Raw genomic sequence first — 24,820 nt, 5'->3', positions numbered from 1 at the left:
GGGCCTCTGTCACAGGTGTTCGGCCGGGTTCATGGATTAACTCTCGCTTCGTTCCCTGGCGACGCTGCTCCGGATTCGAGACCGAGCCAGCGCGGCACCCGGCCAGCGCAGAGCAGCAATACAGTCGCCACGATGATCCGTAAGTCGTTCAGCAGACCGATCTCGCAACTGTAGCGTTCGTAGTAGCTGAACTTGGCGGGCATTATCTCTCGCCTGTAGACGTCGATCGGATCGCGTTCTCCCTCGAGCAGAGAGCTTTCGTCACGAAACAGGATGGCCGCGTAGTCGGTGATGCCTGGCCGCATCGCGAGAAGAACCGCCCGCTGGTCCGGTGTATAGAACTCCATGAATTGCGGCACTTCGGGGCGAGGTCCAACCAGCGACATGTCGCCGACGAGGACGTTGAAGAGCTGAGGAAGCTCGTCGACCTTCGTTCTCCTGAGGAGGGCTCCCACGCGCGTGATTCTCGGGTCGGCGCGCACGGTGAGTGCGGTGCCGATTCGCTCCGCTTCCACGACCATCGAACGAAATTTGAGCATGCGGAACCTGCGTCCGCCTCGCCCGACCCGCTCCTGGCGGAAGAAGACGGGACCACGGCTGTCTGCCTTGATGGCTATCGCGATGAACGCAAACACGGGCCATAGCGCCATAAGGCCGACGGCTGATCCCACAACGTCGAGTGCGCGCTTAGCCGTCAACGTCAGGAACGGCGGCGAGGTGGGGCCGCTGCGATCGGGGGCGGATCGCATGTTGTGTCATCCTAAAATGGAGCAGATAGCGTCAACGACACGATTGACTTCCGCGTTCGTCATGCCGGGGAACAATGGCAACGTCACCGCCCCCTCGAAATAGCGGCTGGCGACCGGAAAGTCGCTCCGCTCGCAGCGATAGCGCTCCCTCCAATAAGTCATCTCGTGCAATGGCCGATAGTGGACCGACGTGCCGATGCCTTTTGCGGTAAGGCCGGCGATCAGGTCGTCTCGGTTGGCGCGCGCATTCTGATGGATGCGTATCGGGAACATGTGCCAGGCATGAAGGCTGCCGGCAGGTGGGCGAGCCGGACAGTCCAGTGGCAGGCCGGTGAGCCTTTTCAGGTACCGCTCGGCAGCTGCCTGTCGCGATGCCTGCAATACGTTCGCACGCGAGAGCTGAACCACCCCGATGGCTGCGGCGACGTCCGTTAGATTGTATTTGAAACCCGGTGCCACGACGTCATAAGCCCAGGAACCGCCGATCTTGGAGAAGCGGTCGAAGGCGTCCCGATTGAGCCCGTGGGTACGCATGACACGCGCGCGCTCGGCGATGTCACCATTGCGGGTCACGATCATGCCGCCTTCGCCGGTCGTGATAGGTTTGCAAGCGTAGAAGCTGAACACGCAGGCGTCCGATTCCCATGAGCCGACCAGCCGGCCATCGCGCCTCGCCGGCATCGCATGTGCTGCGTCTTCAATGACCTTGAGGCCGTGCAGGCGCGCAAAGGCGAGCACCTGGGTCATGTCACAGGGGAAGCCGGCAAAATGTACCGGTATGATTGCCTTGCAACGCGGCGTCAGGAGGCGCTCCGCCTGCTCCAGGTCGATGCAGTGAGTATTTTCGTCGACGTCGACCAGCACCACTTCTGCGCCGAGATAGCGAATGACCGAGGCCGAGGCTGTAAAAGTGAGGGTCGGCACGAGAACTTCATCGCCCGGTCCAATGCCGCAAGCTTCCGCAGCCAGATGCAGTCCCGCAGTCGCCGAATTCACTGCGACGGCTTGGACGCCTTCGCCCATGTAGGCCGCGAACTTCTCCTCAAACTCCCGGGCTCTGGGACCAGTGGTCAGCCAGCCTGATCGCAGGACGTCGACAACCGCCTCGATTTCATCCTCACCGATTGAGGGCCGAAAGCAGGGAATCTTGGCAGGCGTCGCATGTGTACCGGGCAAGGCCGGCGTCGATACGCGTCGGTGGTGCACATTTGGCGACACGAACGTTCGGCGGGAGGGAATGTGTTGCATGATCTGATTCCTATGCCGCCGGTCGATCGATAGTGTCTTGAGGTGCGATGTGATCGATGTGATCGAGGCTCATGAATTCCTGCTCCCAGCCGGTGATCTTGAAGTTGCAGAAGCTCTTTGTTCCATGCTCCTTCAGGTAGAGGACGTTGCTGTACGTCGGCAGCGAATAGTCGCCGACCTGGTTGGAGCGAACCACGGATACGACCTGCGCAATCCCGCTCTCGATGGTCCATGCAGGGGTGAACCCGAGACGGCTCCGTATCTTTTCAAAAGAGACGCGATAGTTGCGTTTGTCGACGAAAGTATCGTCGGAAATGATCGCCGCGTCCGGCACTTGTTTTTGGATGAGCTCGGCGACATCGCCGAGCGTGTAGTTCTGGGCATCGCTGCCGACGTTGAATGCTTCTCCCGAAACCAGGTGGCGAGGTGCCCGCAGCGTTGTCACGATGGCTCGCGCCACGTCCTCCACGTGAACGAAGGGGCGCCACTGATCGGCGCCGTAAACCGTAATCTCGTTGTCACGTACGGCTTTCGCGCAAAGCAGGTTGACCACAAGGTCGAACCGAGTCCGTCCCGAGATGCCGTAGATCGTGGCGAAGCGAAGACACGTCACGGAGAAGTCCGGGCTGTTCAGCGCATCGAGCACTGCTTCGGAAGCGACTTTGCTGCGGGCATAGAGCGACTGCGGATTGAAGTGGGAATCCTCGTTCACGGTGTCGTCGCAGGCGCCGTAGACCGAGCAGGAGCTGGCGAAGATGAACCGTCGGACCCCGCGCGCCTTCGCGATCTCGCCGATCACTTTGGTGGCGGTAACATTCACATCGACGGTAAGGTCTGAATCGAATGCGCAAGCAGGGTCTCCCACCAAGCCTCCCAGGTGTATGACCGTACCGACGCCGCTTACGGCTCTGGTGAGTGCTTCGATATGACGGAAATCCTCGCGAATCAGAGTGAGATTTGGATGTCCGGCAACGCGTGCGAGCGGCTCTTCGCCGAAGTGCATTGCGTCGAGAACCGAGACTCGTAGGCCCCCGTCCAGCAGTTCTTTGACCAGCGCCGATCCGATGTATCCACCACCGCCGATGACGAGGACCTTGGTCTCGTCTGGCTGCTCGGTAGTTACCAGACGGCTGCCTGGCCAGTCTTCCGAACGGAGCACAAGCGAGCCAATGCGTGCCATCGAGAGCAGCGCGGTGGCACCGATCACCGTCGTAAAGATCAGGTGAGGTTCGAGTGGCCCGGAGAGGCCGGTCGTGGCCCTGATGACAGTTGCGATGAGGAGGATGCCGAGGTTGATCAGGGCGATCCGGCCAATCTTGGTCCACGCATTGTATTTGCTGTGGTGGTTGTAGAGGCCGGCGCTCATATAAGCGATGCACGCGAGGAGCGACGAAAGCCCCACAAGCTGGATAATTCCCGAGCCATTCGGGATGAGTGTGTTCAGGTGGTTGCCTTCGGCGAGCCAGCTCAGCAGAAATGCCAACCAGATCACGGCTATGTCAACGGCGATGCGTAGAATGGTAGCCGGCGTTGCTCGTACCTCGGAGAAGTTGCGGATCGGGGTAAGCTGGTCAAACGAGGTCGGCCTCATGATCAATGGGGTCGGCGTTTGCATGGACATTTGGCACTCCATTCTCCCGAGGGAAAGGATCCTGCTGTCCACCAACGCAAGATCCGTGGATACACTGGATACTCTCTCGTGACGATTTCTGATCCAGACGCGAGAACGCTCAATCTATCGTCCTCTCCGTTCCGCCAGCTCGGCTAGAACGTGTTATCATCTGCAATCGTCAAGCCGGTCGCTTTCCAGAGCGCATGTGCTGGAGTGGGTAGTTCCTACGGGGTGCGATAGCCAAGAGGGGTAGGCATTGCTCGACCCGAAGAGTTAGCGAGTCTGATCGTGCTTCGATCCGCACGATGTAGGTGCGCGTTGCCTGCGGGCAGCATGCACCGGACGACGTACCGATAAAATGTGCCGACCACGGCATTCAAGGCATGGTATCAGACCGGGGCAGCTTGCGCGCGAACATTGGTTCAGCCGTGTAGCCGTGCCGGGCCTGCGCGATATGGCGGAAGCTCCGCTCCGAGGCTTCGAGCCGGTCGCAATCATTCAGTGGCGGGAGGCGTCGGTGTTCAGGACGGCGATGACGCTTTGCGCAGTGCTGTTCGCGGCATCGGGCTTCGGCGTTGTCGCGTACAGCCAACTGGCGAGCATTCCTATTCTCATCGCGCCTCCGATGGAGCGACCCGGCTATCTTCAAGCGACGACGGACCCGGAGTTCGGGACAAGCTTTACGCGTGTGACGGATCCCGGGCAGCTGCTCGCTCCCGGTAGTCTCTGCAAGCCTGAGTATTGCCGGCACCGGTACTCAAGCACACAAGCGTGGAATGCCGACCAGAGCCTGTTGGCGATCAACGACGGTTGCAACGGGATCTGCTTCCTGGACGGCAGGACTTACATACCGGCTTTTCATCGTCCGATGAGCGACGATTGCAAGTGGCACCCTGTCGATCCCGAACTCATGATCTGCATATCCCGCTATGCGATCTATCGATGGGCGCCGCGGAACGATGTCAAGGCGATCGTGTACGCTCCTGCCGACTATACAAATCTCCAATTTGGACCATACAAGGGAAATCTGTCGTTCGACGGCAATCGGTTGGTCGTGGTCGCGACAAACCGGGCGGGCGCGCTGGTAGCCTTCGGCTACGATCTTTCTACGAAGATTAAGTATCCGGATATCAACCTCAGCAGCCTTCCGGGAGCGCACGCGTATTGCGGTATTTCTCCTTCCGGAAGATACGTCTACTGTTTCCACAGAACGACTGACGAGACGGAGGTCACCTACATCTTTGCGTTGGATGGTACGCAGATTCAGTACTGGCCCGAGCATCATCGTCCCGGCCATGGCGATATGACGATCGATGCTGACGGGAGCGACGTCTATGTCGGCGTCAGCAAGGCGGACCCCGACAAGTGGCACGTAATCAAGCGCCGGCTCCAGGACGGAAAAGTCACTGATTTAATCCCGGCCGGCTACGGGACACACGTTTCGACCCGCAACATCCGCCGACCGGGTTGGGCTTTCGTAAGCTACGAGGGGACTCGCTCCAAGGTGGCGGGCAGCCCGGGCTACGCGCCATTCTATCGAGAAGTCATTGCGGTGCGAATCGACGGGAGCGGTCAGGTGCGGCGCATTGCCCAGACTCGCAACGCAAAGCGTGACTACTACAGCGAGACGCATGCTTCGCCGTCGCCCGATGCATCGCAAGTGGTTTGGTCGAGCAACTGGGACCAGCCCGGCGGACCAGTGGCAGATTATGTCTCTCGGCCATCCTGGCCCCAGACGGCGTCGGGTGGATGACGGTCGCTGGGGCCGCTATGGGATATTTCGCACGATCCACGGTCCGAGACGGTTAGCGAGCGCCAGCGGCATCTTTTTCCAGCAGTGGATCGCGATGGCGTATCGCGGGTTGCTGGGGCTCAATTCCGGCGGCGTGACGCCGGGGCGCGCCCAGTAATACCAAAATAGTGGCCGCACTTCGGGGTTCCATTGCTGCTTGAATCGAAAGACGCCTCCGTCGACCGAGCAGCGTCCCAAATTGAGTTCATGAGCTCCCGACTGACAGGCCCACCGGAGGGCGCTCCAGTACAAGTATTCGTTCACATAAAAAGAGGATTGCGAGTAGTCCGAGCAGATCCATGGCAGCTCCACCAGTCCGTTGCGACGCAATGCGATCGCTGCAGCCGCCGGGCGTCCCTCGCGATGCACAATCAGTACGGTGGCATCCTCCGCAAACCGGAGGACATTCTTGAAGAATGCCAGACTGTAAACAGGCGTACCCAAGTTCCGCATGTTCAGGCAAAATACGCGATAGAAATCGCTGAGCACCTCGAGTGTCCCAATCGAAAATGTGGCGTCCGATTTCTCGGCTTTCCGGATCTTGCCACGGAGCCGCGAATTCAAGCGGGACCAGTGCATGTCGGCATCGGCATCAAGGGGAATGACGAGCGCTGCCTTGTGCTGGCGGAGCATCCATCCATCTTCCGATGGTCTCGTAGCCGCGGTCGACTGCCGCAATTCGACATGTTGCGCGCTTCTTTTCGTCGCCAGATCGACGGCCGCGGTCGTGAGCGCAGCCTCGTATTCGGGGCCGTCAGCCAACACGCCGCCGTAGTCCAGAAATGGCAGCGATACGAGGGAGTGCCCGAAGAGTGAGCTCTTCATCTCGACCAATGGCAGGACTCCACGCGTTTCGCCGCGGTATCGTGCCATCAAATACCAACTCCGGTGGCCGAAGCTGTGCTGCAGAACGTCCCGCCAACCGAGCGCGTGGTACATCGAAGCCTGAGGGGCGCGCTCCACGTAGCCCTGCCACTCTTCCTGGCCGGCATCGGCCACTTCGACGATCTCGAGGTGTCTCATGCGATTGCCCGAAGCTCGCGGCTGCCCGGGAGATCAAATCTTGCTGCGTTGTTGCAGGGAAGTCTCGTCGTTCCGGCGCTATTGAGCGAATAAAGCTTACGCTTGCCTGTGTTTGTTCATGCAAGGCAAAGCCGGACTACCTCAAAAGGGAAACCTTTGGACGATCCGCGACCGTTGGGAAGTTGCTTCGAGGCCGGCGAAGTCCGGGATTGGCAAATCCGGACCTGTCTTCTTCGCAAATGGCCTGCTTGTACCCGGGTTGCTGAGCGCTCTTCGGAAGCTGGCGCAGCGCGGCTTGTGGTCCGGTGGCGCCGCCGCCGCGCTGAGGTCGACCGCACGAAGCCGGATACCCCTATAGGAGGATACCCCGTCATACACGCCCGTTCGGCCGGGTCGCCGTGTTACTGATTCTCGGTTTAGGACAGAATTGTTTATCCGAATGCTCATTTCGAGTTATGGAATGGACGGCGCAATGCGAGCCGAACCGACGATCCCACGGACCAAGCCGTTCGATAACTGCAAGAGCCGGACGGATTTCCGGACGGATTTATCGTGCGGCACGGAAGTTGCTGCCGAAGAACAGGTGCCAGCGGGTAAGACTACCGAGCGTCGGTCTTTCGGCGAAGCTGCGCTGTCCATCGACGTCGAGGACTGGTTTCATGCCGCAAATCTGAATGTCGCGCGGGAGGCGTGGGACCGATGCGAGTTGCGCGTCGAGCGCAACACGATGCGATTGATAGAAATTCTTGGTGGATGCAATGTCCGCGCAACTTTCTTCGTTCTGGGCTGGGTGGCCGAGAAGTGTCCGCAGTTGGTGCGTGCGATAGCCGCGGCGGGGCATGAAGTTGCATCTCACGGCTACAATCACGAACTGGTCTACTCGCTCAATCCGGCCGACTTCCGGACAGACGTGATCCGTTCGAAGAAGTATCTTGAAGATCTGACCGGCAGGCGAGTTCGTGGTTACCGCGCGCCCAGTTTCTCGATCACCGAATGGGCAGTGCCGATCCTGCAGGATGCGGGCTTTGACTACGATTCCTCGGTTGTGCCGACCATTGCGCACCATCGCTATGGTCGATTGAAGGGGATGGATGCGGGCAGACCGGTCGTGCTGCTGCGCGAGGGCTTCTATGAAGTCTGCATCTCCTGCATCCGGCTCGGCAAGCATGGAATCCCCTGGGGGGGCGGCGGCTATTTCCGGCTCGCCCCCTATTTGCTGTGGCTCTGGGGTGTGCGCAGAATTCTGCAGTCGGGAACGCCTTACATCTTCTATATCCATCCTTGGGAGATTGACCCGGGTCAGCCCCGAGTCACCGGAATCAAGGCCACTCACGCGTTTCGTCATCGCGTCAACCTCGAAAAATGCGAGCAACGGTTCGCCTCGCTCGTTGGCGCGCACGAGTGGATGCCGCTCTGCGATCTGGTCGACGGCTGGAGTGCGGGGCTAGAGGCGCCGGCAGCGAGCAGGGTCAACACCGTAGCAGCTGCGATTCCGCTGTCGATCGGCTCGGATGGACGACAGGTGAGGGCATCCACGTGAAACCGCACCTGCTCTGCATTGGAGGAGAAGACCATTCTTTTCGAATCCCATTTCTGCTTGCGCTCCGAAGGAAGGGATTTCGAGTAAGCGCGGCGGGAAGTGCCGCGTCCAATCCGTTTCTGCAGGCGGGAATCGATTTCCATCCTTTTGATTTCGCACGGTTCGTCGATCCGCTTGCGGATTGGTCGGCCTTCAGGGCGATCTCGAAGCTGATCGCCGATGTTCGTCCGACCCTCGTTCAATGCTTCGACACGAAGCTGAACATCCTCGTTCCCTTTGCCGCTGGCGGGCTGCACGGTGTGAAGGTCGTTAGCACGATCAATGGACGCGGGTGGCTGTATTCCTCTCAATCGCCAATGGCCCTGAGTCTTCGGCCGATCTACCGCATCCTGGAGCGGCTGGCGAGCCAATGGGTCGCGGTCACTGTGTTCCAGAACCGCGAAGATCAGGCCTTCTTCATTCGTCACCGGATGATCGGTAGAGGAGGCAGCCTGCTCATTCCGGGGTCCGGCGTCGATATCACGACGTTTGATCGCGCCGCGGTGGTGGGACCAACATCTGCAGCGCTTCGCGAAGCGCTCGGTCTCGCAGGGCGCGAGATCATCGTTACGGTGTCCCGCATGACTCGGCAGAAGGGGATCCCGACGCTGCTCGAAGCGGCAGCGATCGTCCACCGGCATCGACCCGGGGTCCGATTTCTGCTTGTCGGGCCTCGAGAGAGCGAGGGACCGTTCGCGGTGACTGAGGCCGAGATCGAGCGTCATGCGCCTTACGTAATGGCTCTGGGGCGGCGATCCGACGTGCCTTCGTTGCTTGGCATCGCGGACTTGTTCGCATTTCCGACCGAGTATCACGAGGGAGTCCCGCGCGCACTTCTCGAAGCGGCGGTGGCGGGCTGCCCAATCGTGACGACGACGATGCCTGGATGCACCGACGTCGTGCGAGACGGCTGGAATGGCCTCCTTGTGCCGCCGGGCGATCCGAGGCGCATGGCTGATGGAATTCTCCGCCAGCTCGATGATCGAGACGCGGCCACGAAGATGGCGGCCCGAGCGTCGCAACGGGTGAGAGCGGAATTCAATCTCGATATCACAGTCGCGCGCTATGCCGCGGTGTACGAAAACCTGGTGGAGCGCTCCATGAAGAACCCGTTGCCGACGCTTGAGGAGGCGCTCGCGAGCGTAGCGCGTAGCCATGACGTTGCACAGTTTGGTGATTGAGAGACTTCAGATCTGCGCGGGGCGTGGACGAGCCGCGTTGGACTTGTGCTCGGGAGACTAGCGTGGCGTTGGACTTGCTGCTGACGGTCGGTCTGTTGCTGTCGACCGCATCCCAGTTGAGACCGGATGGTGCTCCCGTCGGACCTGCCGAGATTTGCTTGCTCGTCTGGGTCCTGTTGACGTTCTCCAGAGAGATAGCTCGGCTTGGTCCTCCGTTGACGCCGGCATTGTCACGGTTGCTCACTTTCTGGCTCCTATTCGCGGTGGCCCTCTGCATCGGCACGATGACCGCCTACGTGCTCGGCGACCGTCACGATCCGGCACTGTTTGCGCATGACATCGGGGCTTATCTTCTGGCGGCGGCGCTGAGCGGCTTGATGGTTGTCGAACCCGGCGCCGCGGCTCGTCTTCAACGGATCGCCTGGCTGTCGGCGACGCTTGGAGCGGCGTGGCTGATCATCCAGGTCGCGTTCGGCTGGGGGCTGCTCGACCCCGGCGGATACGATACATGGGAATGGGATCGCTTTCGTGGTTTCAGCGATAACTCCAATCAGCTTGCGCTGTACTGTGCGGTGCTCGTTCCACTGTCGTTGCATCTGGCCGATTCTGCGCGTCGACATGGAGAGCGGATCACTGCTCTGATTTGCATGATGGTCGCGATCATCGTAGGCCGGCTTACGAAGAGCGATGCGTTCCTGCTGGTGCTGCTTGCGGCCGGGCCCATTTTCGGGGTTTTCAAGCTCTGGAAATGGTTGATGTCGCGCGAGCGAAAAATGCTCCTGCGCTCTGCGTTTGCTTGGCTCCTTGTTATGGCCCTGCCGCTGACCATAGCTTACGCCACGCCACTCGGGTCCACGCTTGCTGCCGAGCTTGAGGATTTCGCCAAGGGAATGACCAAGGGCGGCGGCGGTCGCGACACGGACGAGACTGCCCGGCTACGGTTCGAGGTATGGAACGGTGCCCTCCGCCGTGGAATCGACGCAGGTCTGCTGGGCCTTGGACCCGGTCCGCATCTCGAAATTCCGCAGTCCATAGTGGCGGGCCGACGCGATTCCACGAATGCTCCGAAACATGAGGAGCACCCGAAGTTCGGGGTGATCCCGAATTTCGAAGCGCACAACACTTTTCTGGATCTCTTTGTCCAGGGCGGGTTCATCGCGGTCCTTAACTTCGGCTGGTTGCTGGCGGTGACCCTCCTGGCGACGCGGAGAGCCGAACAGGATGCCCTGACGGCGCTGGTCTGCGGGCTGGCCATATTCATCGGCTTTCATTTCGACGTGCGACATCCGATCTTCTGGTTTGCGATTTCGCTATGTTTGATCGCTCCACGAAGGGTACCGGCTGCAAGAGGAGGCTGAGCGATGTTGCGCGTGCGTCCAGACGACCGTGCAGCGAGCGGGAAGACTGCTCACGTGGATGACGTGCGCATCGGTGAGCATGAGGGAGCCGGTGTCGAGTCAGGCGGCAGCTCCGGCTCGACCAATGACCTCCACTTCGGTCATATAGCCGCAATCCTGCGCCGCCGCAGCGGAATGATCACGTCGATCGCCTTGATCGGGATGCTGCTCGCAATCGTCATTGGGCTCTTGATCGCACCCAAATATACCGCGACGGCCCAGCTTGTGGTCGAGGCTCCCGTCCCCGCCGCCGAGAGCGCACCGGGCGTATCGGCAATCGACGTGAGCATCGATACCCATGTGACGTTGCTGAGTTCTCCCGATCATCTGCAACGAGTCATCGAAAGTCTCTCGCAGGATCCGGAGTTCCGAGCCGAAACGCGCAACGCGATCAATGCGGAGCCGGACTTGGATGGGGCGCGCGATGTGCCGCGCACGGCTGTGACGGCTCCGTCGATCGATCCTGCGACGGAAACGCTGGGGTTGACGGAACTCAAGCGGCGCCTGGGCGTCTGGATTGGCGAACTTCGAAAGGGTGGGAGCCGTACGGTGCCCCGTTTCGAGGAATTCAGACGCAACACGGTGGTCATCCAGGAGCGTCGATCCCGCGTTATCTCCGTTGCGTTCACATCGCCAAGTCCTCAGAGGGCAGCGGCGTTCGCCAATCGCATCGTCCAGCTCTACGTTGACGAGTTGACGGCGAGGAAGGAAGCGTCCGCAAGCCACGAGCTGGCGCAGATGGATGATCGGGTTGCGGAGGCAAAGTACGAGGCGGAGAAGGCCGCCGAGACGGTGCAGAAGGCGGTGCGACAGAAACGAGGCGCGAGGCAGGATGGCGCAGATCCGGAACAGCTGGCCGACTCGCAATTGCGTGAGCTGTTGCGGCACGCCAGTAGCAGTGCGCAGCGCTATGACAGCTTGTTGCGTGCCAGAAAAGCCTTGCGTGATCAGCAGGAAAGCTCATCCGAGGTGGGAATCCAGCTGATTCTGGCGGGAGTGCCGACCAGACCCAGCTCCCACAATCCGATTCTCTTCGTCGTTCCGTCGTTCATCCTGTTTGCAATCCTCGGATGCTGGCTGGCGGTCGTTCGTGAGCGGCTCGACCGTAGGCTACGGGATCAGCAGGAGACGGCCGACGTGCTCGGTATGCCCTGTGTCGCGCTCATACCGAGGATTTCGCACCGGAACGCCGTGCGTCCCGACCGCTACTTCCTGCGGGAGCCATTCTCACGGTACGCGGAGGCAATACGATCGGTCATCGCTCCACTGGAGCTTGCCACTCCGTCGCGCAACTCCAAGGTGGTGTTGGTCTGCTCCAGCATCCCCGGAGAAGGCAAGACCACGCTGGCGATGAGCCTTGCGGCCTATCTGGGAGCGCTTGGGCGTCGCGTGCTTCTGATCGGTCTTGATCCGCGGCCCGGTTCGCCGCTCGGCAATGCGACAGGAACGGTCAATGCGCTCCCGGAGAATCTCTCCTCCGCCGAACTCGTACGGCGACTCACGGAAGCGCGCGTCGACCTTCTTTCTCGTGTTGATCTTCTTCCGCTGGTCAGGGGCCGCACAGACCCGCTGACGCTCTTCGCATCCGAGCAGCTGCGCGGATTCGTCCGTCAAATGCGCGAGCGTTACGACGCAGTGATTATTGACGGTCCACCCGTGCTAGGCGCCGTCGAGGCCCGGCTGCTTCCGGCTGTCGCCGACAAACTTCTGTTCGTCGTGAAATGGGGCAGCACGAGGCGCGAGTTAAGTCGTAACGCGGTAAGCCTGCTACGCGAAGCGGGCTGCCTCGATAGTGCGCGCGGCGATTTCGCAATGTCCGTGTTGTCGCGGGTCGATCTCAGAGAGCACGCCCGATATCGTTACGGCGATGTCGGCGAGTTCATGGTCAGGCACAAGAAGTACTATTCCGCTCTTGCCTTGAATTGGGGGCGGACCAAGGTTGCTACCTGGAGATGGCGAACGCCACCCCGCGACATGTCCGTGAATCCAGTCCGAGAAGCCGCGGCCGGGCATCCCAAAGCCGGTCAGGTGTCCGGACTGGAGTCGGCAGGAGAAGGGACAGATGGACGCTCTCCGTGAAATTGAGCCTATTCCTCGATCGGGCGCCGACCCCGCGATCCCGCTCGCCCTGCTGGGTGTCCTGAACGAGTTTCATCGCCAGCAAGTGTCGTACTGCTACTGGAAGAGCAGCAGGCGCCTCCATCAGGTGCTTGCGGGCGAAGGTGATCTCGATCTGCTCGTGGCAAGGGCTGAAGTGCATCGCGCCCAGCAGATTCTGCTCGCGCTGGATTTCAAGTCATTCCCGGTCGTGGGCGACCGCGATCACCCGGCTACGCTCAACTTTCTCGGTTTCGACGAACCCAGTGGTCGCTTGCTCCATCTTCACCTTCATTCGTCGCTGATTGTCGGTGAGCGGGCGCTCAAGAACTACTGCATTCGATGGGAAACAGCGTTCCTGGATCGGGCGCTCCTTCATTCATCACTGCCGATCCGAATACTCGATCCGTCAAGTGAAGCGGTGCTGCTGGTCATACGCGCCTGTCTCGAACTCACACGGCTGGATCTGATCACCCTCTGCTTATGGCGCGCAACGACGCGCAAGTTCGCCCTGGACCGGCTCGATCTGGTCGGCCGCGTCGAGCGTTCGGCGTTGTGCGCCCATGCCGCCGAGCTACTGAACGATGATCTCGCCGAGCTAGTGGTGGACGCATTCTACGACCCGAAGCCGTTGGAGAAACGGACGCAGCTTCGCCGGCGCATACGAAACTACTGTGCCCCGTATCGCGGTTACAATGCCCTCGAGGCGCGGCTACGCTCTTTCGGTCGGAGCTTGCGCTGGGCAGGCGCGGTCCTGAACAAGCGGGTCTTCCATGCGCCGAGGCCTTGGAACCGGCGTACACCCGGCGGCGGTTGGGTGGTGGCGATCGTTGGTGTCGATGGCAGCGGAAAGAGCACGTCGGTATCAACCATACGTGCGTGGCTTTCCGCGAAGATCGACATTCTGCCCCTTTATTTCGGCACCGGTGACGGCCGACCATCGTGGTTTCTCTGGCCGCTCAAGCTGATGATGCCCATGGCCATGCGTTTCGTTCGAAACAAGCCGAACTGTTCGTCGCACGGGAGGAAATCTGGCCGCCCACCTGGACTACTCTACTCGCTGTTGCTGTCGGTCTGGGCCGTGGCCGTGGCGGCCGACAAGCGGAACAAGCTCGCGGCGGCATGGCGCGGAGCCAATCGCGGACTGGTCATTCTTACCGATCGCTACCCGCAAAACCAGATCCCGGGCTTCAACGATGGACCGCTCCTGACGCGTCTGAAGGCGGCGCCGCTCTGGCTGCGCCGGTTTGAGGGCGATGCATATGTCCTGGCCGAGCGCCTCCCACCCGATCTGGTGATTAAGCTGGTGGTGACGCCTGAAACCGCTGCGAGGCGGGAGCCGAGCATGGATCCGGCGGTGATCCGCGAGAGGATTGCCGGTCTGGAGCGGCTTGAGTTCCGCGGGGCTCGCGTCGTGCGGGTTGACGCTCAACGGCCGCTTGCCGACGTCATCCGTACGATCAAGCGTGAGATCTGGCGCCTGATCTGAAGGTGGCAGGAAGGGAGCACGGCAGAGATGATCGTCGAGCTGTTTGGTCCTCCAGGAGCCGGCAAAACGACGTTTGCGCATGCGCTCGCAAAGCGACTTCAGGAACGCGGCCTTCGTGCCGAGCTCAAACTCAGCTATCGGCCAGTCGAACATCTTCAGCCGCCCGCTCCGCGCATGACGCCGGCAGCGCAATACCGGTACCTGGCGATGCGGCTGAGGCGGCCGCTTGTAGAGATGCTGGTGATTGCGCGTCATCCCCTGGTCAACGCTCGTGACGTGAGGACTGCAGCTCATTTGGTGCGGTCGCTTCCGCCGGCCAGCGTCTTCGCCTCCTTCAAGATGGCTCAATACGCTTTGCGCCTGTCTCATTCCTGGCATGAAAAGGCAGGTGCCGCTCATGTCGTATTGTTCGATCAGGCTTTTGTGCAGGCCGTATGTTCATTGGCGCTGCTCGCCGGCGGCGTTGACGATACGTTGATTGGCAGCGCGCTCGCCTGGGCGCCGAAATCCGACCTTTTGGTCCGCTTGATCGCTCCCCTCGATCTGCTGAAGGCGCGATTGCACGATCGACAAAACGTTCAAAGTGCGCTCGAGCAGTTGTTCGAGCCGAATTTGAGTAGAAGCCTCGCATCGGCACAGATGGTTGACCGCCTGTCCGATGTGTTGCAGCAGCAGGGGCGATCCGTGTTGAGCGCTTCGTCTGTCGATCAGAGCTCTCTCGAAGAGAGCGTGTGCAGGATCGAAAGGGAAGTCACGAGCAGACTTCAGAGCTGCACGCAGAACAACGCCTTGAGGCCAGCGGTGAGGGCGGTTGCTCCGTTTCGTGCCGGAGATGGATATGAGTGAATGGAAGCCTGAAAGCGCTCCGGTCAACCGGGTCGCCCGCGGCGGAGTCGCCGCATTCTTCGTTTATGGTCTGGGTTTTGGGCTGACTTATTGTTCGCAGCTCGTTGTCGCACGTACGGTGGGAGTGGAGACGTATGGCACGTATGCCTATGTCTTCGCATGGATGGTGGTTCTGGCTTACCTTGCGACCCTCGGCTTCGACGTTGGGCTTCTGCGTTTCGTTCCTGCTTACGAGGCCGAACGGGACTGGCCGCTTTTGAGAGGTGTCATTCAGTATGCACAGAGGCGAGCAATTCTGGTAGGCGGCTTGGTCATGCTGGTCGGCGTGCTCTTCGTCGAACGATTTGTGCCGTCCACCGAATTGCGAAGAACCTTTCTCGTGGGCTTTGCGCTGGTGCCTGTTCTGGCGCTGGTGCGAATTCGGTGTTCCGCGGTGCGCGCGTTCGGCGGCGTAGTTTCGGCTCTCGTGCCCGATCGTGTGGTTCGGGATGGCACGCTCATCGCCCTCGTGGCGGTCGCGACATTGGGCGTGGGATGGACGATCAACGCGCCGTTCGTGATGGTGGCTACGCTGATCAGTTCGACATTCGGCTTGATTTGCGCGGGATTCGCGATGCGCAATCGCCGTCCGCGCGCTATCGTCGGCATCCTGCCAGCGTACGATGCCGCAGCCTGGCGAAGGGCTGCCATTCCACTGTTGATACTCGGTGCAACCGAATCCCTGCTGAATCGCACCGGGGTCATGTTGTTGGGCTGGATCACGAGTACCAAGGATGCGGGGATCTATAGCCTGGCCTTCAATATTGCTCTTGTCGTCACGTTGCCGCGAATTGCGATGAACACGCTGTTTGCGCCTGCCATATCCAATCTCAATACTCGCGGAGACAGGGCGGGCATGCAGATTCTCATCACCACGATTTCCGCATGGACGTTCTTGGCGGGATTGTGCATTGCCACCTTGCTCTTTGTGCTTGCCGACCCTCTTCTCGCCTGGTTCGGTGCCGGCTATGAGGTTGGCGCCCCGGCAATTCGTATTCTTCTCATCGCTCAGGTCCTGACCGCCAGCGCGGGCTCGCAGTTGTACGTTATGACGATGACGGGCCACGAACGCAGTGCGGCGGTGCTGCTCGCCTCCTGTACGATCGTCAATGCAGGCGTAAGCGCCGTACTCATTTCAGCGTTTGGCTTGAACGGCGCGGCGATCGGTACGGCCGTGTCGCTGGTCATCTGGAATGCCGTGATGGCGCTGTTCCTGTGGCGACGCCTCGATCTACTGCCGGGCATACTCGCCAAGCTTCGGAGCTCCTTGCACAAGCGATCGGTCTTGGCGGGACCCGAACGCGCTTGCTGAGTCCGTCGGGGCGGTAGCTGGCGCCTCGTGGAGGGCCACCTCGATCACGTCGCCCGGCTGGAGCGCGGAATCCTCATCTGCGGCCACCGGCTCGTTGCCCTTCGCCCCGGTCCGGATGATCGTAATCGAGGGTTTGCTGCCCACTCCGCCTGCAAGCTGCGATTTGGCTAGGGCAACGTATTGGAGCTTTTCGCCAGTGCTCTGTAGCTTGGAGCGAATTCTGCTGAGCGAAACGACGGCGTCCTGCAGTTCGCGCAGCATCTCGCTCTTGCGCAGGCTGTCCAGCTTCTCGAGCTGTCGAACGTAGTCGTCCCGCTGCCGCTGGGTCTGCATGAACTGAGCGGCGGTCTGCAGCCTCTGTGTGGACGAAAGAAGCATGGCGCGTCGCGCATCGCTGACGCGTATATTGGTGATGTTGCCGCGGCTGAAGAGGTCCTTGGCCTTTTCAAAGTCTTCGGTGTCGGCCTGGTTTGCCTGTTCTGCCGTCTTCTGTTGCTCGGAGAGGACGCGGATTTGTTCATCGGCCTCGGTGATGGCGTGCTCCAGGAAGGTTCTCTCGGCTTGTGCATCCGCTTGCCGCGTCCTGAGTTGGTCGGTTTCCACGTTGATGATGTCGAGCGCCGTCGACCGGGGAATCGGAACATCGAGCAACGAATTGCGATCAATGCGTGGATCCTGTCCCAGCTCTTGCCTCAGCCGCCAGACATGGGCCTGTTCCTTAGCGAACTCGGTCCAAAGCGCTTCGTACTCGCCCCGCAGGTCCGCCGACTCGAGTATCGGGTTGTTCATTCTAAGGCGAACGATGTCGTAGCCACCCGACAGCGCAACGGCCTGCCGCACGGTTAGCAGGGGGCGAAAGGCGACTTCGCCCGGTTTGGCGATATCGCCGTTGATGTAGACCGGCCGATATTCGACCACGGTTGCGGTCACTTCGTCGGGATCGATCGTGACGGAGCTCTCGCGCCCGTCTGGTGTTCTCTGCCGGACAGCCTTCGCGGCAAGGGACGCCTGTACCTTGGCCTGAAATTCGGCTCCGGAGAGGCCCGCCACGGTCATCTGACCGAGGAGGGGAAATGATATCGTTCCGTTCGGCCCGATGCGAACCCGCTGTTTGAGTTCGGGTACCGTGGCAACGGAAATCTCGACTGTGTCTCCCGCTTGCAGGTGATAGTCGGCTTTGGCCGGCGTTATCGAGGCTTCAAACAAAACAGCGGCGGTCAGCAGGATTCCGACCGCATAAATTCCGTCACGGCGCCTGTCGGTCGTTACGAGCGCCTTTCCAAGAGGCGATTGCTCGTCGAGCATGGCTGTTCTCCTGCTTTCACGTCGATCACTTGTCGAAGCACGCGAATCTCCGGAGCCTCAGCCTAGTTTGCGATCAACGATTAGCGGCTTGGAAGCGTCGAGCTCGGCGAGCGCTTGCGGGGAATAGCGACCACCATTCACACCAGCCGGCTGGGAGGTCTCCCTCGAGGCGCGCGCCATAAGCTCGTTATTTATTCCCCAAATGGCCGCCTGGGTGCGGTTTTGAACCCGGATCTTGCGAAGGATAGCTTTGACATGAACCTTTACGGTTGCTTCGGCGATGTCGATCTTTCGCGCAATCGTCTTGTTGGAATCGCCTTCGATCAGACACCGCAGGATCATTGTTTCGCGAGGCGAGAGCTGCGGCGCAATGATATCGTCGCACTTGACGGGATCGGCTTCACCGTGACCGACGAGAGAGGCGTGCACGCCACGATGCTGGCTTTCGGAAGTGAGTGCAAAGGACAGCGAGGCTGGAGGAACGATCGTCTCACCCATCATCACCAATTCGAGCGACTTGATGAACACGTCGCAGGTCGTGACGTCGACGAAATAGCCGCGGGCACCTGCGTTATAGGCCAGGACAAGGTCATCCTGTTGATAGCGCTCTGTCACGATTGCTATGCGGCAGTTCGCATGACGGCTTCGGAAAAGCTCGATCTGCTCTACAGCGTATCCAAAGTCATCGCCAACGTGAACGACAACGAATAGAACTTGCTCAGGCTGGAGGTTGCTGGCAATCCATTCATCGGCGCTCGATACTGAGGTTAGTACCCGGAAATCGGCTTCTCTTAGAATTCTGGCAATGCCTTCTCGAAGTAAGCTGGTTTGTCCGACTAGGACGGTCGCGAAAGGGGTGCGACGCCTCATGGCAATACTCCAAAATTTACACAAGACTCCAAAATTTACATAAGCGGCCGGCACGAATTGAAGTACGGCTCGAAATTCAAGCTGGAGTCGTCGGGTTCGGAATCCACCTCCTTTCTCGCTTCGCCCGTGGGCTCAATGGCGGACGGTGTCGTGGCTGATTGAAAAAGCACGCCCAATGAGATTGTGAATTATTTATGAATATTATCACCTAATTCTTGATATCCATATACGTGTTTGAGTAGGCGCACAAAACTGCACAATTCTCCGGCGCATCGATGAATTGTTCGGATTCAGTACCTTGCAAAAGGGATGTTGCTTCATTCCAGTTTGGACAAATTGCCGCTTTGGACAAATTGCCGCGGAAAGCTACTCGGCCAATGCTGATGGAGCTAGAAATGCTGCACATGCTCTGGCGTGCTTGCTTGGAGGAAGACCCAGCCGCCCGAACCGAGAACTATCCGATCGGAACTCGTATCGAAGTAGAGCCAACCGCTGAACCTCGGCTTTCGGACCACCGGCTTGCTGTCGAGACCTGGGTTGCGTAGCACGACGAGCGTCAGTTCTTGGGGCGTTCATGATTGACAGGGTCAGAGTTGAAATGAAGGTAGCGATCATCGAACCCGGCGATGGGCCTGAGCGCAGAGGGGTCTGGCAACATCACCAAACCGCCCTCCCTTTGGATATATTTTTTGGCCTTGAGCGATTTTAGAATGCGGTTGACGTGAACGGTAGAAAGGCCGGTTGCGTCGGCCATCTCGGCTTGCGTCAAAGGCAAGGCAACCTCGTTGAAGTCGAGCCCTTGTGCCTGGAGCCGCAAGGATAGTTCGCACAACAAGTGTGCAATTCTTGTTTGCGCATCTCGACGGCCCACGTTGACCGTCCATTCACGGAAAATCGAGCTGTCGACCAACAGTGCGCGAGTTACGGCTGTTGAGATCGCGGGAGAGTCATCCATCAACTCGCGTAGATGCTCCTGATCGATATAGGCCAACGTCGAGTGGCGAGCTGCTTGCAGGCTATCGTCGGCGACCGGAAAATACAGGTGGTCGAAGTCGATCGGATCTCCCGGCACGTAAAGCGACAGAATCTGTCTCTGTCCCTCCGCCGTCACTCTGAAGCGATGAACAAACCCCGAAATCAGAACGGCGCACTCCGTTGTCCGGTCGCCTTCTCTAACCAGGTAAGAATTGACCCGCTGCTCCATTACCCTGTGCGGCAATTCTCTGATAGCGTGCGCATCCCGTTCCGATAACGGTGAATGCAAGCGCAATCGTTTCACAAGTTTGTCGAGGGAAGGGTCCTCGGCCGGCGTTCTGAGGCTCATGAGCGTCGTTTAACAGGAGGCGAACTCTCTATTGTTGCCATGCGTTTGGTCGTGCAATGTATATCAAGGATTAATTCCCATAGGCGGGTGCCCTTGCTTCAGGTGGGAGTAAGCTCAATGGCCGGCTTTTTTTCGACCTCAGGGATCATGCCGAGAGGCTGATCGACCCCGAAGGCAGAATCCTTGCCGATCTAGAGGCAATTCAAAGGGCGGCGCCGAGAGGCGGTGCGCACTTTCTTGACATAGATCAGCATTGCTCACTATCCTTGGTATTACCTATGTTGGTTTTTAGCTGATTATATTGCGAAGCATGTCTCAGGCCATGCCGACAATTCTCATCGTTGACGACGACCCAGAAGTCCGGAGAGTGCTTTGTCAGGCTCTGGCAGAGGATCATTTTACCGTTCTGGATGCGTCTGACAAAGCGCGCGCGCTGCATCACGTTCGCCATAACCACGTCGATCTCATCACGCTCGATTTGCGTCTCGGCAACGAGAACGGGCTCGAGTTTGCGCGAGAAATGCGTGCGCTGCACAATACCCCGGTCGTCATTATCACGGGCCTGGACGGATCGCCGGATCGCATTGCCGGCCTCGAGTACGGGGCCGACGACTACATCACCAAGCCGTTCCATGTTCGCGAGGTTCTCTTGCGGATCCGCAATGTCCTGAAGCGGTACGATCATCGGTTGGTGGAGCGGAAGAGCACCGCAGGTCACAGCCATTACGAATTCGACCATTGCGTGATCGACACCGAGGCGCGCGAACTACGGCGAGCCAACGGGGACGTGGTTGCCCTCACCGATTTTGAGTATCGATTGCTGCTGCTTCTCGTTCAGAACGCAGCGCGCGTTCTCTCGCGCGAGGAGATCTGCCGGGCTTTGATGGGCCACGAGTGGTCGCCACTGGACCGGACCGTCGATGGCCATATCGCGCGACTAAGGCGGAAGCTCGAGCGGTCCGTTGATGAGCCGCGTTTGATCAAGAGTGTCCGAGGCGTGGGCTACGTGTTTGCAAGCAGAGTTTTGCACTATTCACAAAGCCACGAGCAGCAGCACGAAACACAACAGGTGGCGAACCGTCGCGTATGAGATTTCGCGCGCAGCCGCGGGGCGTGCGGCAACGCTTGGTACGGCGCTGCCGTGCAACCTCGCCAAATCGCCTAAAGCGAACGCTCATTTCGGCGAATTGCTCGAGTGGGTCAGCGTGACCTCACATCGAAGCGTGCGAGATGTCCGACCACCGAATCCCCGTGAAAAAATGGCGACAGAGGCGGTCAATCGCGAGCAAAGCTCATGGTTCTTGGCTGATCTTTTGATCTGCTGCCTACGTTCGGGACGCAGGGGGCGCAGGTTCGAATTCTGCCCCTGACCGTTCTTACAAAAGGCGAAGCTTTCCAGAGGCTTGGCGGGTCGGCCGCCAGCGCCTGGGGCCCCCTTTGCAACGATTTCGAGCCACGGCCGCTTTGGCACGTCAGCGGGCACGGCTTCCCAAGGCTGCCTTGACGCACTGCGATCGCAGCGGCGCGGGTCTTGCGATGTGCTACCTAGCGATATCGTCTCGATCCGGAGCCTCGATGCAACCTCCTCGTCCAGTTCCGCTGCGACACGCGCTGATCGCAGTATCTGCGCTTGCGGCGATCGCGGCGGCGGGTTGGCTGGCCTACGTGCTGGCGCTCGATGCCGCCTTTGCACGCATGCAGCGGGAGGCCAATGACCGGCTTGCGCTGATCGCCAGCACCTTCGATGCGACCGTCGCGCGCTATCGCTATCTGCCGGCGGTGCTGTCGCTCGCCGATCCCATTCGCGAGCTCTACCGCGATCCACGGGATGCCGCGGCGATCGCCGCTGCCAATCGCTATCTCAAATCCCTCAACCAGGGTGCGCGATCCGCGGAGCTGTATGTGCTCGACAGCGCCGGCCTCGCGCTGGCGGCGAGCAACTACGATCAGCCCTCGAGTTTCGTCGGGCACGTCTATGCGTTCCGCGCCTACTTCGCCGACGCCATGCGGTCCGGCGAGGGCCACTATTACGCCGTTGGTGCCACGACCGGACAGCCCGGCTATTTCCTGTCGCATCGGATCACGGATGGCGGCAAGACCCTCGGCGTCGCCGTGGTCAAGATCGATCTCAGCGCGCTCGAGGCCGACTGGGCGCGTGCCGGCGATCTCGTGGCGATGGAGGATGAGAATGGCGTGATCTTTCTCGCCAGCCGCGCGGATTGGAAATATCGGCCGCTGGTGCCGGTTCCCGCCGAGCGCCTCGCGGAGCTGAATGCCGTGCAGCAATTCGGTCAGGCCATCGACGCTTCGCCGGTCTTCGTGCCCACGGGCGACCGTCAACGCATGCAGGTCGGTCACGCGCGCGGCCGCGGCAATACCGCGCTCGGGGAGTACGCGCTTCAGATCCATCCGCGCGACCAGGGCTGGAAGCTGCTGCTGTTCTCTGACGTCGTGGAGGCACGACGCAACGCGGCAACTGTCGCGATCGCCGGTGTGTCCGCTCTCGTCGCATTGCTGCTGGTGGTGCTGGTGGCCTATCAGCGGCGTCAGGTCATAAGGACCAAGCTCGAGGCGCACGACGTTCTCGAACGTCGGGTGGCCGAGCGTACGGAAGAGCTGCGCCGGACCCTCGAGAGCCTCGTGCAGAGCGCCAAGCTCGTCAGCCTCGGCCAGGCGCTTGCCGGTGTCGCGCACGAGATCAACCAGCCGCTGGCGGCGCTGATCACCTACGTCGCGAGCAGCCGCGTCCTGCTCCGCCGCAACGAGGTCGATCGCGCGGCTGAAAACCTCGACCTGATGTCGTCGATTGCCGAGCGCATGATGGCGCTGATCGACCACTTGCGCATGTTTGCGCGCAAGGAAACCGGAACACGCAGCGCCGTCGCGCTCGCGCCCGTCATCGACAACGCGGTCCGCCTGCTGCAATATCGTATCGACCACGAGCATATCGAGGTGGTGCGTGTCGCGCCCGCCGAGTCGCTTTACAGCTTCGCCAATCCGATCCGGCTCGAGCAGGTCGTGGTCAATCTGTTGTCGAATGCGATCGATGCGATGCGCGAGTCGGAGCGGCACCTGCTTACGGTTGCGCTCGGCAGGGATGGCGCCAGCGCAGCGATCGAGATCACCGACACCGGCGCCGGCATCGCGGCCGAGCACGTCAAGTCGCTGTTCGATCCGTTCTTTACCACCAAGGAGATCGGCGAGGGGCTTGGCCTCGGGCTCTCGATCTCGTACGGAATCGTCAGGGAGTTCGGGGGAGACATCTTGGTGGACAGCGCACCGGGCAGGGGCACGACTTTCAAGGTCGTCATTCCGCTGATGGACGTCGCACCGGCCGCGCAACGACGGGAATTGCAGGCATGAGCGGCTCCGTGCTCGTCGTCGACGACGAGGAGATCGTCCGTCATTCGGTGCGGCAATGGCTGGAGCTCGGCGGCTTCACGGTCCGCACCGCCGCCGGCGCCAATGAAGCCATGCGCCTCGTGAAAGACATCCCGCCCGATGCGGTGCTGACGGATTTTCGCATGCCGCAGCGATCGGGGCTCGACTTGATGCGCGACGTTCACCGTGCCGATCCCGACATTCCCGTGGTGCTCCTGACCGCGCATGGCGACGTGCCGCTCGCGGTGGCCGCGATGCGCGAAGGTGCCTACGATTTCTTGCAGAAGCCTCACGATCCCGAGCTGCTCTCGGCCGTCATGGCGCGCGCGGTCGAGCGGCGGCAGCTGAAATTGCAGCTCCGCCAGCTCTCGGATCGTCTCGCCGCGCCCGGCGCGATCGATGCGCGCCTGATCGGCCTGTCGCGGACGATGGAAGCGGTGCGCGCCAGCGTGCTCGAACTCGCCGGTCACGATCGCGACGTCATCATCACCGGCGAGACCGGCACCGGCAAGGAGGTGGTGGCGCGGGCCCTGCACGATTTCGGACCGCGCGCGAAGGCGCCGTTCGTCGCGGTGAACTGCGCCGCGATTCCAGCCGAGCTGTTCGAAAGCGAATTGTTCGGCCACGAGGCCGGGGCCTTCACCGGCGCGCGTGCCGCGCGCATCGGCAAATTCGAGCACGCCAGCGGCGGCACGCTGTTGCTCGACGAGATCGAGAGCATGCCGTTGCCGTTTCAGGCCAAGATCCTGCGCGCCCTCCAGGAGCGCACGATCGAACGGGTCGGCTCCAACAAGCTGTTGCCCGTCGATGTTCGCGTCGTGGCGGCGGCCAAGGGCGATCTTGCGGCCGAGAGCCGCCACGGCCGCTTCCGCTCCGATCTCTATTTCCGCCTTGCTGCGGCCGAGATCCACCTGCCGGCGCTGCGCGAGCGCGGCAACGACGCCTTGCTGCTGTTCGAGCATTTTGCCGCTGCCGCCGCCAGGGGCGCTGGCCGCGCGATGTCGCCGCTGCGGGCGGACGATCTCGATGTGCTGCTCGCTTACGACTGGCCGGGCAATGTACGCGAGCTGAAGAACGTGGCCGAACGCCATGCGCTGGGACTCGCTGCGACCGGTCGCAGCGTTGCCGAGATACTTCGGCGCGGCGAGCCGGGCGCGCCGCAGCGGACGCTCGCCGATCGCGTCGCGGCCTATGAACGCACGCTGATCGAAGCCGCCCTGCGTGAGCACGATTGGTCGATTGCGGCTGTCACCGAGGAGCTCGGTGTGCCGCGTCGGACGCTGAACGAGAAGATGGCGAAATACGCGCTGGCCCGGCCTGGCCGCAAGGAGCCCTGAGCCGGCAAGGCCATCGGCGGAAATCCGCCGATGGCGGCCGCCGCATCGGCGGATTCCCGCCGACGATCTGGCTCGTCTCGGGCGCCCTTCTCGAGAGTCCGCGCAATTCTTCGCAAATCGCCGCGTTTCCGCGCGCCCGTCGCGTCTGGCACGGCCGTTGCTGAAGTAGCGCTGAAACCATCCGGTTTCCGGGACGACATCAACTCGCGGTCGAACAAGCGAGCGGATCGTTTCGTCAA

The 24,820-nt window shown here is 60.8% G+C and carries 18 protein-coding genes; 11 read left to right on the top strand and 7 right to left on the bottom strand.

What is annotated here, in order from left to right:
* Positions 1-29 precede the first annotated feature (29 nt).
* The 3 genes from QY049_RS36145 to QY049_RS36135 are packed head-to-tail and all read right to left on the bottom strand — an operon-like array spanning position 30 to position 3,618.
* The gene (locus tag QY049_RS36145; protein WP_258762793.1) at positions 30-749 is read right to left on the bottom strand and encodes a sugar transferase; all 720 of its coding nucleotides are present in this window, start codon (positions 747-749) and stop codon (positions 30-32) included.
* Between the two features lie 6 nt (positions 750-755).
* Positions 756-1,997 carry a DegT/DnrJ/EryC1/StrS aminotransferase family protein gene (locus tag QY049_RS36140; RefSeq protein ID WP_258762792.1) on the bottom strand — a complete coding sequence of 414 codons (1,242 nt, stop codon included), beginning with the start codon at positions 1,995-1,997 and terminating at the stop codon, positions 756-758.
* 10 nt (positions 1,998-2,007) lie between these two features.
* Positions 2,008-3,618 carry an NAD(P)-dependent oxidoreductase gene (locus tag QY049_RS36135; protein ID WP_246755596.1) on the bottom strand — a complete coding sequence of 537 codons (1,611 nt, stop codon included), beginning with the start codon at positions 3,616-3,618 and terminating at the stop codon, positions 2,008-2,010.
* 427 nt (positions 3,619-4,045) lie between these two features.
* Here QY049_RS36135 and QY049_RS36130 point away from each other — a divergent pair, with 427 nt between their 5' ends.
* A complete protein-coding gene (locus QY049_RS36130) occupies positions 4,046-5,362 on the top strand; it encodes a hypothetical protein (protein WP_301270503.1) in 1,317 nt (438 codons plus the stop codon).
* Positions 5,363-5,377: 15 nt separating this feature from the next.
* Here QY049_RS36130 and QY049_RS36125 read toward each other — a convergent pair whose 3' ends face one another.
* On the bottom strand, positions 5,378-6,424 hold the full coding sequence (locus QY049_RS36125) for a FemAB family XrtA/PEP-CTERM system-associated protein (protein WP_301270502.1): 1,047 nt from the start codon (positions 6,422-6,424) through the stop codon (positions 5,378-5,380).
* A 460-nt stretch (positions 6,425-6,884) separates the two neighbouring features.
* Here QY049_RS36125 and QY049_RS36120 point away from each other — a divergent pair, with 460 nt between their 5' ends.
* The 7 genes from QY049_RS36120 to QY049_RS36090 all read left to right on the top strand — a co-directional run bounded on the left by QY049_RS36120 (position 6,885) and on the right by QY049_RS36090 (position 16,364).
* Positions 6,885-7,964 carry an XrtA system polysaccharide deacetylase gene (locus tag QY049_RS36120; RefSeq protein ID WP_301270501.1) on the top strand — a complete coding sequence of 360 codons (1,080 nt, stop codon included), beginning with the start codon at positions 6,885-6,887 and terminating at the stop codon, positions 7,962-7,964.
* Positions 7,961-9,184, top strand: coding sequence for a glycosyltransferase family 4 protein (locus tag QY049_RS36115; RefSeq protein WP_258762787.1), 1,224 nt, complete (start codon positions 7,961-7,963; stop codon positions 9,182-9,184). Before QY049_RS36120 ends, QY049_RS36115 begins: the two co-directional genes overlap by 4 nt.
* 62 nt (positions 9,185-9,246) lie before the next feature.
* Entirely contained in the window at positions 9,247-10,542 is a 1,296-nt protein-coding gene (locus tag QY049_RS36110; protein WP_258762786.1) for an O-antigen ligase, read from the top strand.
* Between the two features lie 3 nt (positions 10,543-10,545).
* Entirely contained in the window at positions 10,546-12,660 is a 2,115-nt protein-coding gene (locus QY049_RS36105; RefSeq protein WP_301270500.1) for an AAA family ATPase, read from the top strand.
* The gene (locus QY049_RS36100) at positions 12,644-14,167 is read left to right on the top strand and encodes a hypothetical protein (RefSeq protein ID WP_258762784.1); all 1,524 of its coding nucleotides are present in this window, start codon (positions 12,644-12,646) and stop codon (positions 14,165-14,167) included. Before QY049_RS36105 ends, QY049_RS36100 begins: the two co-directional genes overlap by 17 nt.
* A 27-nt stretch (positions 14,168-14,194) precedes the next feature.
* Positions 14,195-15,013: a hypothetical protein gene (locus QY049_RS36095; RefSeq protein WP_258762783.1), complete on the top strand. Its 819-nt coding sequence runs from the start codon at positions 14,195-14,197 to the stop codon at positions 15,011-15,013.
* On the top strand, positions 15,006-16,364 hold the full coding sequence (locus QY049_RS36090) for an oligosaccharide flippase family protein (protein ID WP_258762782.1): 1,359 nt from the start codon (positions 15,006-15,008) through the stop codon (positions 16,362-16,364). The genes QY049_RS36095 and QY049_RS36090 overlap by 8 nt, the downstream gene beginning before the upstream one ends.
* Here the strand turns inward: QY049_RS36090 and QY049_RS36085 are convergent.
* The 3 genes from QY049_RS36085 to QY049_RS36075 form a co-directional block, all read right to left on the bottom strand.
* A complete protein-coding gene (locus QY049_RS36085; RefSeq protein ID WP_258762781.1) occupies positions 16,284-17,669 on the bottom strand; it encodes a polysaccharide biosynthesis/export family protein in 1,386 nt (461 codons plus the stop codon). The two genes, QY049_RS36090 and QY049_RS36085, sit on opposite strands and share 81 nt — an antisense overlap.
* 57 nt (positions 17,670-17,726) lie before the next feature.
* A complete protein-coding gene (locus QY049_RS36080) occupies positions 17,727-18,539 on the bottom strand; it encodes a response regulator transcription factor (protein ID WP_258762780.1) in 813 nt (270 codons plus the stop codon).
* A gap of 556 nt (positions 18,540-19,095) precedes the next feature.
* Positions 19,096-19,863, bottom strand: coding sequence for a Crp/Fnr family transcriptional regulator (locus QY049_RS36075; RefSeq protein WP_301270499.1), 768 nt, complete (start codon positions 19,861-19,863; stop codon positions 19,096-19,098).
* Between the two features lie 322 nt (positions 19,864-20,185).
* On the opposite strand from QY049_RS36075, the gene QY049_RS36070 reads away from it, so the two are divergent.
* The 3 genes from QY049_RS36070 to QY049_RS36060 all read left to right on the top strand — a co-directional run bounded on the left by QY049_RS36070 (position 20,186) and on the right by QY049_RS36060 (position 24,581).
* On the top strand, positions 20,186-20,953 hold the full coding sequence (locus QY049_RS36070) for a response regulator transcription factor (RefSeq protein ID WP_258762779.1): 768 nt from the start codon (positions 20,186-20,188) through the stop codon (positions 20,951-20,953).
* A 485-nt stretch (positions 20,954-21,438) separates the two neighbouring features.
* Positions 21,439-23,226: an ATP-binding protein gene (locus QY049_RS36065; protein WP_258762777.1), complete on the top strand. Its 1,788-nt coding sequence runs from the start codon at positions 21,439-21,441 to the stop codon at positions 23,224-23,226.
* On the top strand, positions 23,223-24,581 hold the full coding sequence (locus tag QY049_RS36060) for a sigma-54 dependent transcriptional regulator (protein WP_301270498.1): 1,359 nt from the start codon (positions 23,223-23,225) through the stop codon (positions 24,579-24,581). Before QY049_RS36065 ends, QY049_RS36060 begins: the two co-directional genes overlap by 4 nt.
* Positions 24,582-24,820 lie beyond the last annotated feature (239 nt).

Origin of the sequence: Bradyrhizobium sp. WYCCWR 13022, from assembly GCF_030435535.1 — a bacterium.
In the GTDB taxonomy this organism is placed as follows: Bacteria; Pseudomonadota; Alphaproteobacteria; order Rhizobiales; family Xanthobacteraceae; genus Bradyrhizobium.
The sequence above is the reverse complement of the archived record's forward strand: the minus strand, read 5'-3'. Positions and strand labels throughout refer to the sequence as shown.